The organism is Aeromonas sp. 11P (genome assembly GCF_051920165.1).
In the GTDB taxonomy this organism is placed as follows: domain Bacteria; phylum Pseudomonadota; class Gammaproteobacteria; order Enterobacterales; family Aeromonadaceae; genus Aeromonas; species Aeromonas veronii.
The window spans coordinates 1,712,934-1,728,096 of the sequence record NZ_JBQBDJ010000004.1 but is presented as its reverse complement, the minus strand read 5'-3'; the positions used below and the strand labels follow the sequence as shown (position 1 = coordinate 1,728,096).

13 protein-coding genes are annotated in these 15,163 nt (G+C 58.2%); 2 read left to right on the top strand and 11 right to left on the bottom strand.

Annotated elements, in window-relative coordinates:
* Nucleotides 1-4: 4 nt before the first annotated feature.
* The 7 genes from ruvX to metK all read right to left on the bottom strand — a co-directional run bounded on the left by ruvX (nt 5) and on the right by metK (nt 5,619).
* Nucleotides 5-427 (bottom strand): Holliday junction resolvase RuvX, encoded by a 423-nt coding sequence (ruvX, locus tag ACTG1P_RS07830; protein ID WP_005343821.1) that lies wholly within the window; start codon nt 425-427, stop codon nt 5-7.
* A gap of 43 nt (nt 428-470) precedes the next feature.
* Complete coding sequence (locus ACTG1P_RS07825) at nt 471-1,025, bottom strand: YqgE/AlgH family protein (RefSeq protein ID WP_440000940.1); 555 nt, start codon at nt 1,023-1,025, stop codon at nt 471-473.
* A 202-nt stretch (nt 1,026-1,227) separates the two neighbouring features.
* Nucleotides 1,228-2,178 carry a glutathione synthase gene (gene gshB, locus ACTG1P_RS07820; protein WP_019445234.1) on the bottom strand — a complete coding sequence of 317 codons (951 nt, stop codon included), beginning with the start codon at nt 2,176-2,178 and terminating at the stop codon, nt 1,228-1,230.
* Nucleotides 2,179-2,229: 51 nt separating this feature from the next.
* The gene (gene rsmE, locus ACTG1P_RS07815; RefSeq protein WP_005343824.1) at nt 2,230-2,961 is read right to left on the bottom strand and encodes a 16S rRNA (uracil(1498)-N(3))-methyltransferase; all 732 of its coding nucleotides are present in this window, start codon (nt 2,959-2,961) and stop codon (nt 2,230-2,232) included.
* Between the two features lie 119 nt (nt 2,962-3,080).
* Nucleotides 3,081-3,785, bottom strand: coding sequence for an endonuclease (locus ACTG1P_RS07810; RefSeq protein ID WP_440000939.1), 705 nt, complete (start codon nt 3,783-3,785; stop codon nt 3,081-3,083).
* Nucleotides 3,786-3,859: 74 nt separating this feature from the next.
* Nucleotides 3,860-4,399 carry a SprT family zinc-dependent metalloprotease gene (locus ACTG1P_RS07805; RefSeq protein WP_440000938.1) on the bottom strand — a complete coding sequence of 180 codons (540 nt, stop codon included), beginning with the start codon at nt 4,397-4,399 and terminating at the stop codon, nt 3,860-3,862.
* Nucleotides 4,400-4,467: 68 nt separating this feature from the next.
* The gene (gene metK, locus ACTG1P_RS07800) at nt 4,468-5,619 is read right to left on the bottom strand and encodes a methionine adenosyltransferase (RefSeq protein WP_005338519.1); all 1,152 of its coding nucleotides are present in this window, start codon (nt 5,617-5,619) and stop codon (nt 4,468-4,470) included.
* Nucleotides 5,620-5,968: 349 nt separating this feature from the next.
* Between metK and tkt the strand changes: the two genes are divergently transcribed.
* On the top strand, nt 5,969-7,960 hold the full coding sequence (gene tkt / locus ACTG1P_RS07795; RefSeq protein ID WP_421283513.1) for a transketolase: 1,992 nt from the start codon (nt 5,969-5,971) through the stop codon (nt 7,958-7,960).
* An 85-nt stretch (nt 7,961-8,045) separates the two neighbouring features.
* Here tkt and ACTG1P_RS07790 read toward each other — a convergent pair whose 3' ends face one another.
* The gene (locus tag ACTG1P_RS07790) at nt 8,046-8,870 is read right to left on the bottom strand and encodes a metal-binding protein (protein ID WP_182969565.1); all 825 of its coding nucleotides are present in this window, start codon (nt 8,868-8,870) and stop codon (nt 8,046-8,048) included.
* A gap of 182 nt (nt 8,871-9,052) precedes the next feature.
* Nucleotides 9,053-10,318, bottom strand: a complete 1,266-nt coding sequence (locus ACTG1P_RS07785) for a Rid family detoxifying hydrolase (RefSeq protein WP_440000937.1) — start codon at nt 10,316-10,318, stop codon at nt 9,053-9,055.
* Between the two features lie 1,161 nt (nt 10,319-11,479).
* Here ACTG1P_RS07785 and ACTG1P_RS07780 point away from each other — a divergent pair.
* Complete coding sequence (locus ACTG1P_RS07780; protein WP_440000936.1) at nt 11,480-12,352, top strand: hypothetical protein; 873 nt, start codon at nt 11,480-11,482, stop codon at nt 12,350-12,352.
* A gap of 22 nt (nt 12,353-12,374) precedes the next feature.
* Here ACTG1P_RS07780 and ACTG1P_RS07775 read toward each other — a convergent pair whose 3' ends face one another.
* Nucleotides 12,375-13,496, bottom strand: a complete 1,122-nt coding sequence (locus tag ACTG1P_RS07775) for an anhydro-N-acetylmuramic acid kinase (protein WP_440000935.1) — start codon at nt 13,494-13,496, stop codon at nt 12,375-12,377.
* Nucleotides 13,497-13,808: 312 nt separating this feature from the next.
* Nucleotides 13,809-15,134: a peptidoglycan DD-metalloendopeptidase family protein gene (locus ACTG1P_RS07770; protein ID WP_440000934.1), complete on the bottom strand. Its 1,326-nt coding sequence runs from the start codon at nt 15,132-15,134 to the stop codon at nt 13,809-13,811.
* Nucleotides 15,135-15,163: the final 29 nt, after the last annotated feature.

The following is a 15,163-nucleotide window of genomic DNA, read 5'->3' as shown; positions in this document are numbered from 1 at the left end:
TGGCTTAGTTGTACTGCTCTTCCATCCAGGCTTCGACGATCAACTGCGCCGAGACCCCGTCCACGCTGCCTTTTTCCAGCGCGCGATAGCCGCCTCGCTCAAACAGGCGGGCGCGGGCATCTGTGGTGGTGAGTCGCTCATCCTTGAACTCCACCGGTTTGCCGAAGCGGCCATGCAGCCGGTTGCCGAACTTGCGGGCCCGTACCGTGATCTCCTGATCGGTACCATCCATGTTCAGCGGCAGGCCGACCACCAGCAGGTCCGGTTGCCACTCCTTGAGCAGCTTCTCAATCTCGTCCCAGTTGGGGATGCCGTCGTTGGCCTTGAGGGCGCGCAGAGGCTGGGCTGTGCCAGTCAGCTCCTGACCGATGGCGACGCCAATGCTCTTGGTGCCATAGTCAAAGCCCATGATGCTGCGTGATGACATAACTGATAAATCCTCGAAATAGAGAGCGGAGCGGGCCAGCCGATCAGCTGTGGCCGATGTCGCTGGAGAGGTGAACCGGGTTCACCCCTATGCTGGCGGCAGCTTGCTGCCAACGTTTGTGAATGGGGGTCTTGAACACCAGAGCCGGATTGGGGGGGATCACCAGCCAGGCGCCATCCACCAGCTCCTGCTCCAGCTGCCCGGCGCTCCAGCCGGCATAGCCAAGGGCCACCAGCCAATGGGCAGGGGCCTCGCTCGTACCCAGGGTTTCCAGAATATCCTTGGAGGTGGTCACCATCATCTCATCCCCCACCTGCAGGGTGGAGTTGAAACCGGGGCGGAAGCTATGCAGCACGAAGCCGCGATCGGCATGAACCGGCCCCCCTTGCAGCACCGGCTGCTTGAGTTCCGGGTTGTTGGGCGGGTTGAGCTGGAGCTGGGTCAGCATGGTGTCCAGCGACATCTCCACCGGAATGTTGACGACCAGTCCCATGGCGCCCTCTTCGTTGTGCTCGCACAGATAGACCAGCGAGCGCTCGAAGTAGGGATCCGTCAGGCTTGGCATGGCAAGCAGGAAGTGATTTTGCAGTGTTTGCATAGAGGCCAAATAGTGCAAAGGTATTTGAGGTCAATTATGGCAGTTGATCCCCATGGGAAAAACCGCTTTTTGGGCTGGGCGAGATCCCGCCCCTTTCCGGATTGTCTTGAAACAGAGAGGGTGGCGCCGGGCCACCCTCTCTGTTTCCTGGCTTGTCGGGGGTGGGTTACCCCTGAACAGGCCGGTTTAGCCTGTCTGGCGATTATTTGCCCAGCCGATGCTCGATGGCATCCATCAACATGCCGGTGATGTGAACATCGAAGGCCGCTTCAATCTCGCGAATGCAGGTCGGGCTGGTGACGTTAATCTCGGTCAGCCGATCGCCGATGATGTCGAGGCCGACGAAGATAAGCCCCTTCTCTTTCAACGTCGGGCCAACTGCACGGGCGATGGCCCAGTCAGCTTCGCTCAGGGGACGTGCCTCACCACGGCCACCGGCCGCCAGATTGCCACGGGTTTCGCCTTGCGCCGGAATGCGCGCCAGGCAGTAAGGCACCGGCTCACCGTCCACCACCAGCACCCGCTTGTCGCCATCCTTGATGGCCGGCAGATAGGTCTGCGCCATGCAGTACTGGCTGCCGTGGGCGGTCAGGGTCTCGATAATCACGCCGACGTTGGCGTCATCTTCCTTCATGCGGAAGATGGAGGCGCCGCCCATGCCGTCCAAGGGCTTCAAGATCACGTCTTTGTGCTTCGCGTGGAAGGCGCGCAGCTTGTCGGCGCGGCGGGTCACCAGCGTGGTCGGGGTGTGCTCGGCAAACCAGGCGGTGTAGAGCTTCTCGTTGGCGTCGCGCAGGCTTTGCGGCTTGTTGACGATAAGGCAACCCTCATCCTCGGCCCGCTCCAGCATGTAGGTGGCGTAGATAAATTCGGTGTCGAACGGCGGATCCTTGCGCATCAGGATCACATCGAGGTTGGAGAGGGGCTGATCCACCACCTCGCCCAGGGTGTACCAGTCGGCATAGTCATATTTGACGGTGAGCGGGCGCATGGTGCCAAAGGCGCGACCGGCTTCCATGTAGAGATCCTTCATCTCCAGATAGAAGAGCTCATAGCCGCGCTTTTGCGCCTCTTCGAGCATGGCAAAGCTGGAATCTTTCTTGATGTTGATGGCCGAGATGGGGTCCATCACGATGCCGAGTTTAATGGTCATCCGAATATCCTTCTGGTAGCTCGATTGCGAGTGAGATTCTTAAAACCTGCTTCAGGCCAGATCGCCAAAGCGGCACTGCAGCGCAGTGATCGCAGTCAGGGCGGCGGTTTCGGTGCGCAGCACCCGCGGCCCCAGCAGCATCTCTTTGAAATCTTCCTGCACGGTACGGGCGATCTCGTCGCTCGACAATCCCCCTTCCGGGCCAATCAGCAGGCGCACCCCATGCTCGGGAACGGGCAGGGTGTTGATGCTGTACTCGGCGCGCGGGTGCAGGTTGAGCTTGAGCTCCTTGGTCTCTTCTGCCAGCCAGGCGTCCAGCTCCATCGGCATGCGCACCTCTGGCACCACGTTGCGGCCGCACTGTTCGCAGGCGCTGATCACCACCTTTTGCCACTGCTCGCGCTTCTTCTCCAGCCGGTCTGCCGGCAGCTTGACGCCGCAGCGCTCGGAGAAGAGCGGGGTGATGCAGGTGACGCCCAGCTCCACCGATTTCTGGATGGTGAAGTCCATCTTGTCGCCACGGCTGATCACCTGACCCAAGTGGATGGCCAGCGGTGACTCCACTGATTGGACGTCGCAGCTGTCGATGGTCACTTCCACCGACTTTTTGCCGACGCTGGCGATGGTGGCGGGATATTGATTGCCATCGCCGTTGAACAGCTCGAGCTGCTGGCCCGGCTGCATGCGCAGTACCCGGCCGATATGGTTGGCGCCGTCTTCCGACAGGGCGATGGTCTGGCCAACTTGCAGGGTGGCCGGTTCATAGATACGTGGAATGCGCATGGCTGCTTGTCAGTCTCTTGCTTGGAAACCCTTTATATCCTGCGGCGAGCAAGGCTCACGCGGCAGTGGGGAAGGGCTTCATGATAGGAGGGGCAATCCCCCTCCCTGGTCAAATGGGGTTATTGGCACTGCTTTTCAATAAAGGGATTGGTATTGCCCTGCAGCGTGCCGATGCGGCGATTGCGCTCGCACTCCCAGCCCTCTGCCGGGTACTGGCGATCCCAAGCTTCAAACAGTTTACGCTGTTGCGCTGCCAGACGCAGCCCATACTGCTGGCTCATGTAGAGGTAGGCGCGGGCAATCTGGCCCCGTACCGGCCCCTTGGGCGGCTGCACCCGACGATCCTTGAAATCCACCAGCATCTGGCACTGGCCGTACTGCTCCGGCTTGCCGTTCCAGTCGGAGAAGCGGTAGTTGGCCCGATCGCCGTTCACCTCGCCAATGGCGGGGAAGAGGTTGTGCATGTCCCCCTCCATCTTGTTGAACTCCGGGCTCACCTTCTCGCAGTTCTTGCGACCGCCATCCTGCCAGCACTGCAGCTGGTGGCCGAACTCCCAGGCGGGGACCACGTGTTCCCACTCGATGCGGGCGGCGCGTTTGGCCTGCTTGCGCGGCTCATAGCCGCAGCTGGCGAGATCCGGGCTCATTTTCTTGCCCTGATAGTCGATGTCGCAGCCGCAGTAGAAGGTGGTGACCGCAGGCTGGCTGCGATAGAGCTTCACCAGATCCTGCTTGGCTTCGCGAAAGGTCTGGGCGTGCAGGGGGGAGCTGAGCAGCGGCAAACCGGCCAGCAGGGTCAGGGCGAGGGAGGAGATGAAACGCATGGGATTCCTTGCAAAACAGGGTGATTGACGAACGATGGCGGGCACCCTACCACAGGGGCGCGACACAAGCTGGCTTACAGCTCTGGCTCCGGCCGTTCCCGCTCCAGCGGTTGCTTGCAGCGGCGGCAGTGATAGCGGGCCTCGCCACGCACCACCTTGTTGTGGCGGCGTATCGACAGTTGATGCTGCTGACAGAGGCAGCGATAGGGCACGGTGCGCTGCGCCAATACCGCCAGATCGAAGCTGTGGGTGGTTCTGGGCTCAAGGCCGAATACCTCCCGCATCACCGATTGCCACTGGCGGCCGTGGGGTAGCACCCGGTTTTTGCCGCGACCTTCACCGCTATGTTCACCCCAAAGGGCATAGACCAGCAGATGGGCCACCTCGTGGGGCACTACCTCATCCAGAAACGCCTGCTGGTTGGCCTGATAGAGGGCGGGATTGAAGCGCAGCTCCCAGGTTTGCAGCCGCGCCGATCCCGCCGCCCGGCCCCGCATATTGCAGTAGATCCGCGGGCGGGGGAAGGTGCGGCCAAGGCGCGTCTCGGCCTGCACAAAGCAGGCTTCTACGCGTTGTTGCAGTAGGGCGACAAGCTGGGCAGGGGTGGCAGACATCAACATCTCGTCAGATAGCGGATAAGCAAAAGGGGAGCCAGGCTCCCCTTTTATCACAACAGCGAGCCTTACAGGCCAGCGGCAGAACGCAGCAGTTCGGCCTTGTCGGTCTGCTCCCACGGGAACTCGTCGCGACCGAAGTGACCGTAGGCGGCAGTGGCTTGGTAGATCGGGCGCTTCAGATCCAGCATTTCGATCAGGCCATACGGGCGCAGTTCGAAGTGCTCGCGCACCAGTTTGACCAGCAGTTCCTCGGCGACCTTGGCGGTACCGAAGGTCTCGACGCTGATGGAGGTCGGCTCGGCCACGCCGATGGCGTAGGAGATCTGGATTTCACAGCGATCGGCCAGACCGGCGGCAACGATGTTTTTTGCAACGTAGCGGGCGGCGTAGGCAGCGGAGCGGTCAACCTTGGACGGATCCTTACCGGAGAAGGCGCCACCACCGTGACGGGCCATGCCGCCGTAGGTGTCGACGATGATCTTGCGACCGGTCAGACCGCAGTCACCCATCGGGCCGCCGATAACGAAACGGCCGGTCGGGTTGATGAAGTATTTGGTGTCCTTGTTGACCCACTCGGCTGGCAGCACCGGCTTGATGATCTCTTCGCGTACCGCTTCAACCAGATCTTTGTGGCTGATGGATTCGGCGTGCTGGGTAGACAGCACCACGGCATCCACACCGATGATCTTGCCTGCGTCGTCGTAGGCGAAGGTCAGCTGGCTCTTGGCATCCGGACGCAGCCACGGCAGGGTGCCGTTCTTGCGCACTTCAGCCTGACGCTTCACCAGCAGGTGAGAGTAGGTGATGGGGGCCGGCATCAGCACGTCGGTTTCGTTTGTGGCGTAGCCGAACATCAGGCCCTGGTCGCCAGCGCCCTGCTCCAGCGGATCGCTGCGGTCAACGCCCTGGTTGATATCCGGGGACTGCTTGCCGATGGCGTTCAGCACGGCGCAGGAGTCAGCATCGAAGCCCATGTCGGAGTGGGTGTAGCCGATTTCACGTACGGTATCACGCACGATCTCTTCGATATCAACCCAGGCAGAGGTGGTTACTTCGCCAGCCACCATGACCATACCGGTCTTGACCAGGGTCTCGCAGGCAACGCGTGCCTTGGTATCTTGCTTGAGGATGGCGTCCAGTACCGCATCGGAGATCTGGTCCGCAATCTTGTCGGGATGGCCTTCGGAGACCGACTCGGAAGTAAACAGCTTTGCCATGATAAGAGTCTCAGCTTGTCTGGGTTATCGCCACGGCAATAACCGGATGAATGGGATGGTGTAGAGGTATCTACATCTGGACGTCTATTTTAATTAGCGCCCCCCCCGATTGCCAGCACTATTTTGTCGCGCAGTGTCCAATGGGTCACAAGCGGTGCTCTCCTATCCCGAAAGGGATGGAAATCAAACGTTTTTCTCTGGTTGCTTTGGTCAATAGAGGGCAAGAAAAGCGATTGTCCTCCCAAAGCCACTTTATTCATCCAGATAATATTTGCACGCCGCGCGCCCTGCTGGGACAATAACGCGCCTTAATCTTGGCCATCAAATGAAGCAATCGCAGGAGATTCAGATGCCTTCTCGTAAAGAGCTTGCCAATGCCATTCGTGCATTGAGTATGGATGCCGTTCAAAAAGCCAACTCCGGTCACCCGGGCGCCCCCATGGGAATGGCGGATATCGCCGAAGTGCTGTGGCGTAGCCACCTCAGACATAACCCGAACAACCCCAAGTGGGCCGACCGCGACCGTTTCATTCTCTCCAACGGCCACGGCTCCATGCTGCTGTACTCCCTGCTGCACCTCTCCGGTTATGACCTCTCCATCGACGATCTGAAAAACTTCCGCCAACTGCACTCTCGCACCCCGGGTCACCCGGAGTACGGTTATGCACCGGGCGTTGAAACCACCACTGGCCCGCTGGGTCAGGGCATCACCAACGCCGTTGGTATGGCTATCGCCGAAAAAGCCATGGCTGAGCAGTTCAACCAGCCGGGCCACGACATCGTTGACCACTACACCTATGCCTTTATGGGCGACGGCTGCCTGATGGAAGGTATCTCCCACGAAGCGTGCTCCCTGGCAGGTACCCTGCAACTGGGCAAACTGATCGCGTTCTGGGATGACAACGGTATCTCCATCGACGGTCACGTAGAAGGCTGGTTCACCGACGACACCGTCAAGCGTTTCGAAGCTTACGGCTGGCACGTTATCCCGGCTGTTGACGGTCACAGCCCGGAAGCCATCAATGCCGCCATCGAAGCCGCCAAGGCCGAGACCGGCAAGCCGACTCTGATTTGCTGCCGCACCATCATCGGTTACGGCTCCCCGAACAAATCCGGTTCTCACGACTGCCACGGCTCACCGCTGGGCAACGACGAGATCGCCGCTGCTCGTGCCTTCCTGAAGTGGGACCACGCTCCGTTCGTTATCCCGGCCGATATCGCTGCCGAGTGGAACGCTCAGGAGAAGGGCGCTGCGCTGGAAGCCGACTGGGCTGCCAAGTTCGCTGCCTATGAAGCCGCTCACCCGACGCTGGCTGCCGAGTTCAAGCGCCGTACCGCTGGCGAACTGCCGGCCAACTGGGCTGCTGAATCCGCCAAGATCATCGAAACCCTGCAAGCCAACCCGGCCAAGATCGCAACCCGTAAAGCGTCCCAGAACTCTCTGGAAGCGTTCGGCAAGCTGCTGCCGGAGTTCATGGGCGGCTCTGCTGACCTGGCTCCGTCCAACCTGACCATGTGGTCCGGCTCCAAGTCTCTGACCAACGACGATGCCTCCGGCAACTACATCCACTACGGTGTACGCGAGTTCGGCATGTCCGCCATCATGAACGGTATCGCCCTGCACGGTGGTTTCATCCCCTACGGCGCCACCTTCCTGATGTTTATGGAGTACGCTCGCAACGCCCTGCGCATGGCCGCCCTGATGAAGCAGCGTGCCATCTTCGTTTACACCCACGACTCTATCGGTCTGGGTGAAGATGGCCCGACTCACCAGCCGGTTGAGCAGGTCGCCTCCCTGCGTCTGACTCCGAACATGAGCACCTGGCGTCCGTGTGACCAGGTTGAATCTGCCATCGCCTGGAAGCACGCCATCGAGCGTACCGACGGTCCGACTTCCCTGATCTTCTCCCGTCAGAACCTGGCCCAGATGGACCGTACTGCCCAGCAACTGGCCGACACCGCCAAGGGTGGCTACGTGCTGAAGGATTGCGCCGGTACTCCGGAGCTGATCCTGATCGCCACCGGTTCCGAAGTGGAACTGGCCGTTGCCGCCTATGAGCAGCTGACTGCCAAGGGCCGTGCCGTGCGCGTGGTCTCTCTGCCGTCTACCGACGTGTTCGACGCCCAGTCTGCCGAGTACAAAGAGTCCGTCCTGCCGTCCTCCGTCACCAAGCGTGTGGCCATCGAAGCCGGCATCGCCGACTACTGGTACAAGTACGTCGGTTTCGGCGGCAAGATCATCGGTATGACCACCTTCGGTGAGTCTGCTCCGGCCGAGCTGCTGTTCAAGGAATTCGGCTTTACCGTGGAAAATGTGGTTGCGACCGCTGAATCCCTGTAATCGCTGATTGCTTGGTACTGAACTGAAAAGCGCCTCCCTCGGGAGGCGCTTTTTTATTGTAATAAAAATAGTTACGGGAAATATACTATATATCTTGGTTCTTAATTGGATAACTTATTATTGTCTGACAATCGTTTAGTAAACACATCTGATTTCCTTTTAGTTCTGAAAAAGGAAAATCAGAAAAATGAATGTTGTAACTGGATAAATCTAGAACTAATTTACTAGAACTGAAATCAAATCGTGCGGCATGCGTTGGGTATATACCTTCATCTTTTGGGGTTACGAGAAATGCGATTGGAAAAAATGACAATAAACTTAGTACTGTAGAATGCCCTTGATTGAAAAAGCTCACACACTTTGCGCTCAAGTGACGATCGTAAGGATAAAACCAATAATATATATCATGGGTTTTTGTAATGGCATGGTCATCCCCTAGCACAAATTTCTTTAGTGGGTCAAAGTACGGTGATTTTTGTGGTGGCTCTTTACACTCGGTAACTGATGTCGCAGATAGAATATGGCCTATCATCGCTCTGGCATATTTGATAGGGTTTATGTCAATAGAGACGGTATTATATGGGGAGATTGGATTCTGAAAATAATTACGAATTTTACTTGTCAGCTTTTTATTTGCATCCGCAACCTCGCCATCATTGCCTCCTAAGATATTACTGTTACAGTTGCTGCAGATCGTTCTGAATTTGCTTCCATTGGTTGATGGTACGCCTTTTATTGATTTGGCACCAGCTCCCATCATTTCCATAATATGACGTTGTTCAACTTTAGTTACAGTAATTGAACCCTGCGGAGGAACATGATCTATCGAGAGTGTGCCAAATTCTCCACAAATCAAACAATATCCATCTCTGATTTTTACATGTCTTACTCTTTCTGAAATTTTACTCATCACTAACTATCCCCAAGTATTTGTAGTGACATCAATTATATGCATGAGCTTGTAGGTTCGATTAGCGAAGCGTAATCGGACGTTCGCGTTCTTTAAGGCGATGCCATAAAAATAATGCCCCACATGTTACATAAAAAGAGACCGGCCATCAGCCGGTCTCTTTTTATTATTTAAAACAAACCTTATGCCTGCGGCGGGGTACTTTCCGCATTGGACATCACCGCATCCATCTGCACCAGGGCGCCGGCGGGCAGTTCGCTGACTCCAAATACGGTGCGGGCGGGCAGGTAGGCCGGGAAGTATTTGGTATAGATGGCATCCACCTCGGCCAGATCCGCGATATTGGCGAGCTGGATATTGACCTTGACGATATCGTCCATCACATGGCCGATGCTCTCCACAATCGCCTTGATATTGCTCAGGCACTGGGCGGTCTGCTCTTTGACACAGCCAGTCAGGATCTTGCCGGTGGTGGGGTCTATCGGTAACTGCGCAGAGAGATGGTTGTAGTGGGAGAAGGCTACAGTCTGGCAATGGAGCGGGCTGCGCGGTGCCTTGTCGGTATTGCGGGCACGGATCACCAGATTGTGACGATCTTCCACCAGTTGCGGCGGGGTGCCGTCACCGTGGGAGATGACCGCATCCATCTGCACCCGTGCCCCCATGGGCAGGGCGGCGGCACTGACCACCGAGCGGGCGGGCAGATAGGCGACGGCGCGGGCGATGGCGGAGTCGGGGAAGAAGGTGGTGTAGACCTCGTTGACGGCCTCCAGATCGGCCAGATCGGTCAGATAGACGGTGACCTTGACGATATCGTCAAACGGCACGTCGATGCTCTCCAGCACGTGCTTGATGTTGCGCAGGCACTGACCCGCCTGCTCCTTGATGCCACCGGCGACCAGTTGGCCCGAGGCGGCCTCGACCGGCAGCTGGGCACCGATATTGTTGTAGTGGGAGAAGGCCACGGTGTGGGTGGAGAGCGGGTTGTGCGGCGCCTTGTCGCTATTGCGGGCGAGCTTCACCAACGGGCAGGGGGCTTGCGGGAAGGTGCCTTCGCCGTTGGAGATGATGGCATCGATCTGTACCAGCGCGCCCAGCGGCAGGGCGGCGACGGCGAGGGTGGTGCGGGTCGGCAGATAGCCCGGGAAGAATTCGCGATAGACGGCGTTGACCGCTTCCAGATCCGCCATCTCTTTCAGGAAGATGGTCGCTTTGACCATATCGTCCATCACATGGCCGATGCTCTCGATGATTGCCTTGAGGTTGCTCAGGCACTGTCTGGCCTGCGCGGTGACATCGCCGCTCACCATCTTGCCGGTGGCGGGATCGACCGGCAGCTGGGCGGAGATATTGTTGTAATGAGAAAACGCCACCGTTTGGGTGCAGGGGCCCAGATCCTGGGGTGCATGGGGGGTATTTCTTGCCGACTTGATGATGGTGCCACTCATAGATATGCCTCTTTTTAATATTTGTTGTTCATTCAGGTACAGGTTTACCCCATCTTGTTGTGCGCCACGGCCACTGCGCCAGCGGCGGCATCCCCGGTTATTATTTGTGATCCACTCAATTACTGAGAGGAATAAGGGAGAAGAGGACAGGGTAGATATTTCAGACGCTGCGATTCTATGAGTCGCTATAAGGGGTTGCAAACCGCTGATTGCATTTCTATGAGATGGCTCAATGGGCGCAAATTTAATCATATTGCTATTCAATTCACCCGAAATCGTAGCCAACTCGTGCGCAAATGGTGCCGAACCGGCGAAGAGCCTTGCCCTGACTGGGTTTGCTCTCACCCTCTTCGGGATATTGCGTGTGAATAAAGGGTTAACATTATGCGCCGATGTGCAAATAATGCATATTATGGTGCATGGATATCTGTTTTCAGCTTTTTTAAGGGGCTATGAAAATCCCTGTGAATATGCATATCAACATTATTAAAGATACCTCTGGAATATAATTCACGGCTTTTGCATTCCTCTCTGTTAATGATTATTCGGGCATACTCGATGACGCCTTGCTGGCAGCCGGGATCTGTTATTAACGCCATAAAATTCTATGCCATGAATTTGCACGGCGGATCTGCCCCTGCTGCACAGGAGTGGGAAGCATGGCGTTGGCGTGACGGTGTGCAGGAACGGTGGCATTGGATGAGAGGTGGCGTTGGATGAGGGGCGGTGGTGGCAATTCGCTTCTCTTCACGCCGGTTGCATCCCCCGATGGGTGGTGTTGCCCCACGTCGTCGCTTTTTCCACTTTTTGCGGCTTTGTCTGATCTCCCTCTTATCTGTGGCTGGTTGTGATGATTGGGATGGTTTTCAGGGCTCGGAAACAGCTCAGGTGATTTCGCAGAAATAAAGTTCAATATGCTGTTTTTAAAGGGAAATTAGTCAAAAAATGGATTTATCGACCGCTTTTTATGGTTTCTTGGTGAAACTGTTAATTAGTGGCGTGATTGCGAGTCATGTCGCTTTTTTCAATCGCTATTAATCGTATGATTAATAAGGTGATCAAGGAGCCCTGACGGAGAGCATCGAAGCACCGGCAGGCCATTGCCCAGGATTGGCAAGCGAGATCGCGTCGCGATCATCATTACCTGACTGTGGAGGATTTATGCTGGGTTTCGTTCTGGGCGATATGTATTGTCAAACATCTGGGCAGCGGTTACCTCCTCGCCTGGAAAAGAGCTTTCCCATTCCTGCCGATTACCGACTGCGCGGCCGGGTATCCGCAGCCATCATGACCATCGAGAGCCTGCTCGACACCCCTTATCCGCAAAAGCAGTTTCGTGATCTGGTCTTTGGCGCTTTTATCGAGCGCCAGCGTCGGCTGTTTGGCGAACATGTGATTGTGGCCCGCATGGAAGGGGAGGAGGGGCTGGAGCTGTCGATTGATCTCTCGTTTGTCAGCACCGCCGTGCCTGTGGGCCTGCTGGCTATCTCTGAAGAGCTGGCCCTTGCCACGGCGCCGCGTCCCAAGAAGAGCCATCCCCACTACGAGGCGCTGTGCAAGGCGATCGACTGCATGGTGATGCTTATGTTTTATGGCAAGGTGATCCGCCAGCGGAATACGGTGTTGGAAAATATCGGCCATCAGTTTGGTTATAAGCCCGCGGCGACCCTGACGGCGCGCGTTGGCAAGGGTGGGGAGGATGATTACGACGCCTTCATGGTCAATATCATGACCTGTATTGCTCACTCCAATTCGCTCAAGGAGGCGCTGGAGAATGGCAGCCGGATGGGAATTCAGGAGCCCGCTTTCTTCTGCATCGTCGGGGCGATTGCCAGCACCCTGTGGGGCGTGCCCAGACTGTGGGCGTATCAAGCCTCACAGCTGATCCATCGCTCCCACCACCACTACATCCAGAATCTGCTTCGCTGTGAAACCCGTGCCGGGCGGCGCCATATCAATCTGGAGCCGCCAAAGCCCCCGCTGTTTGCACCGATCCGGCAACAGGTTGTACGTCTGTTCAAGGGGGCACACTGATCCGCAGCCCCCTTGTCATCACTCAGGCGGGATAAAGCGCCCCCAGCACAGCCGGACGGCTGGCGCCGGTGACGGCGGGCAGGTTGCCCGGCTTGCGGTGGACAAAGCACATGGCCAGCCAGGCAAAGGCAGCGCCTTCCACCCAGTCGGGGGCAAGGCCCAGCTCGGCAGTGCTGGCGATGCGCCATGCAGGCAGCAGGCTGGCCAGCTCCTTCAGCAAGGGGGCGTTATGGGCGCCGCCGCCGCAGACAAACAGCTCGGCTTTCGGCTGGCTGGTACCGACTGATTCGGGCCGAGCGGGCAGTTGGCGGGCGATGCTGTGGCAGGTGAGCGCCTGCAGGGTGCGCTGCACATCCACGGGGGCGTATGAAGTACCTGCCAGCTCGCCATCGAGCCAATCGAGGGTGAACATCTCCCGTCCGGTGCTCTTGGGGGCGGGGGCTGCGAAATAGGGGTGAGCCAGCAGTTTTTCCAGCAGGGCCGGGATGGGCTTGCCACTTGCTGCCCATTTGCCACCGGCGTCATAGCTGCCGCCGTGGGGCTGATGGCGGCGATACCAGCCATCGAGCAGGGTGTTGGCCGGGCCGGTATCAAAACCATAGACCCCGCCCGGATTGCCCGGCAGCACCGAGATATTGGCGATGCCGCCGAGGTTCAATACCACTCGCAGGGCGCCGGGCTTGGCAAACAGCGCCTGATGGAAGGCGGGCACCAGCGGCGCCCCCTGACCGCCGAGGGCCATATCCATGGTGCGAAAATCGGCGATGACGTCGATGCCGGTCAGGGCGGCCAGCAGGGCGGCATTGCCGATCTGCAGGGTAAAGCCGAGCTGGGGACGGTGGCGGATGGTTTGGCCGTGGCTGCCGATGGCGCGAATATCTTTGGGTTCGAGCCGCGCCTTGGCCAGCAGCGCGTGAGTGGCGGCGGCAAATTCGCGTGCTACCAGATTGTCGGCCACCCCCATGCGATCGATCTCGTTGTCGCCCGGGGTGCAGAGGGCATGCAGCGTGCGGGCGGTTTCTTGCGGCCAGGGGTGACAAAGCGCCGCTTCGACCCGCAGTTCATCCCCGGCGATCCTCACCAGCACGGCATCAATGCCGTCCATGCTGGTTCCCGACATCAGACCGATATAGCGTTCAGCCATGTGTCTCCTTTCATTGCTGCTTGAAAATGCGGTGTGCAGAGAGGCTGAAGAGGGGAACGGCTATCATCCCATGCCACATGGCGTGGTCTTTGACATCAGACCGATATAACGCTCAACCATGGTGCATCCTCAATGCGGACCGGAAAAAGAGTGAGAGAGACAGGATAGATAAGCCCTTACTTCCGTGCCACATGCCGCTCCCGGTGATCCATCTCATCTTATGTCCGAAGGCGGACTCATTTCAATCTTGTTACCTGGCACGAGCTCAATAAAATGGGCTGGCAGGGCCTTCACCCTGCCAGCCCTGATGGTTTAGTTGCCGCGACTATCCCGCTTGTTCTGGGCCAGCTGCAGTTCGGGGTTGTCGAGCTTGGCCAGTTGCGGCATCGCCAGCTTTTTGAAGTTGGCCAGCTCGCGTCCGCTCAGGGTCTCTGCCTGCGGCAGGGTGAGGGTGCGCGGGTTCTTGTGAATGCCGCCCACCACAAATTCGTAGTGCAGGTGCGGGCCGGTGACGCGGCCGGTGCCACCCAGAGTGCCGATGGTCTGTCCCTGCTTCACCCGCTGTCCCTTGTTGACGGTGCGCTTGGAGAGGTGCAGGTACTTGGTTACATAGTTGCCGGCATGCTTGATAAAGACGTAGTTGCCGTTGAACTGGTTGTAACCGGCAGCCACCACGCTGCCGGAGCCCGCCGCCATGATGGGAGTGCCCACCGGCGCCACGTAGTCGATGCCGTTATGGGGGCGGATCTTGCCGGTTACCGGATGGAGGCGGCGCGGGTTGAAATTGGAGCTGATGTATTTGAAGTTGACCGGCGCACGCAGGAAGCTCTTGCGCATCGCTTTGCCTTCCGGGGTGTAGTAGTTGCCATCTTCATTGAGCACGGCGCGGTAGGCGGTGCCCTGGTTGACGAACTCCGCCGCCAGAATATCGCCGGAGGCGACCCGCTCGTCGTCGCGGAACTTGTCTTCATAGACCACCCGGAAGCTGTCCCCCGGCTGCAAGTCCTGGGCAAAGTCGATGTCCCAGCCGAAGATGGCGGCCAAGTCCATGATCTGATCTTCGGTCATCCCCGCATCCACCGCGGCGCCCCAGAAGCTGGAGCGGATCTCGCCTTTGCTCACCTGTTCGCGGGTGTCGAGGGCGATCTTGACGTTGCGGGCGACAAAGGTCTCCTCCTTGCGGCTCACCTTGAGCGCCTGCTCCAAGCTGTGGGGGTAATAGAGGCTGTGCAACTGGCCATCTTCGGTGAGCTTGAAGGTGAGCTCCTGCCCCGGTTGCAGCATGCGCAGGGGATCGCTGCCCTCGAGCTGGTCGATCAGGTGCAGATCCGTGGTGCTCAGGCCAATGCGCTGGAAGATCACTCCCATGTTGTCGCCACGGCGTACCTTCACCTGCTTGGTGATATAGCGTGGCTTGGGCGGGGTAACGGGCAGGGCGGCTTCGGCCGGCAGCTCGTCGTTTAGCGCGTTGTCGTTAGCCGGTTCCCGCAGGGCAATCTCGTTGCCGTTTTCATCGACCCGTGTTGCCACCGCCTGTTCGCTTGGCCAGGCAGCCAGCATCATGATCATGATGCTCAAGATCAGCACCATCTTGCGGTGCCAGTGGGGGAGTGCGTTGAAGGCGTGCCAAATAACCATGAGAAGCAGATGAAGTCGGGCAGAATGGA

Excerpts from the sequence above, each read along its gene's own strand:
- ruvX (WP_005343821.1), bottom strand. The coding sequence starts at position 427 with ATGTCATCACGCAGCATCATGGGCTTTGACTATGGCACCAAGAGCATT.
- ACTG1P_RS07825 (WP_440000940.1), bottom strand. The coding sequence starts at position 1,025 with ATGCAAACACTGCAAAATCACTTCCTGCTTGCCATGCCAAGCCTGACG.
- gshB (WP_019445234.1), bottom strand. The coding sequence starts at position 2,178 with ATGACCATTAAACTCGGCATCGTGATGGACCCCATCTCGGCCATCAAC.
- rsmE (WP_005343824.1), bottom strand. The coding sequence starts at position 2,961 with ATGCGCATTCCACGTATCTATGAACCGGCCACCCTGCAAGTTGGCCAG.
- ACTG1P_RS07810 (WP_440000939.1), bottom strand. The coding sequence starts at position 3,785 with ATGCGTTTCATCTCCTCCCTCGCCCTGACCCTGCTGGCCGGTTTGCCG.
- ACTG1P_RS07805 (WP_440000938.1), bottom strand. The coding sequence starts at position 4,399 with ATGTCTGCCACCCCTGCCCAGCTTGTCGCCCTACTGCAACAACGCGTA.
- metK (WP_005338519.1), bottom strand. The coding sequence starts at position 5,619 with ATGGCAAAGCTGTTTACTTCCGAGTCGGTCTCCGAAGGCCATCCCGAC.
- tkt (WP_421283513.1), top strand. The coding sequence starts at position 5,969 with ATGCCTTCTCGTAAAGAGCTTGCCAATGCCATTCGTGCATTGAGTATG.
- ACTG1P_RS07790 (WP_182969565.1), bottom strand. The coding sequence starts at position 8,870 with ATGAGTAAAATTTCAGAAAGAGTAAGACATGTAAAAATCAGAGATGGA.
- ACTG1P_RS07785 (WP_440000937.1), bottom strand. The coding sequence starts at position 10,318 with ATGAGTGGCACCATCATCAAGTCGGCAAGAAATACCCCCCATGCACCC.
- ACTG1P_RS07780 (WP_440000936.1), top strand. The coding sequence starts at position 11,480 with ATGCTGGGTTTCGTTCTGGGCGATATGTATTGTCAAACATCTGGGCAG.
- ACTG1P_RS07775 (WP_440000935.1), bottom strand. The coding sequence starts at position 13,496 with ATGGCTGAACGCTATATCGGTCTGATGTCGGGAACCAGCATGGACGGC.
- ACTG1P_RS07770 (WP_440000934.1), bottom strand. The coding sequence starts at position 15,134 with ATGGTTATTTGGCACGCCTTCAACGCACTCCCCCACTGGCACCGCAAG.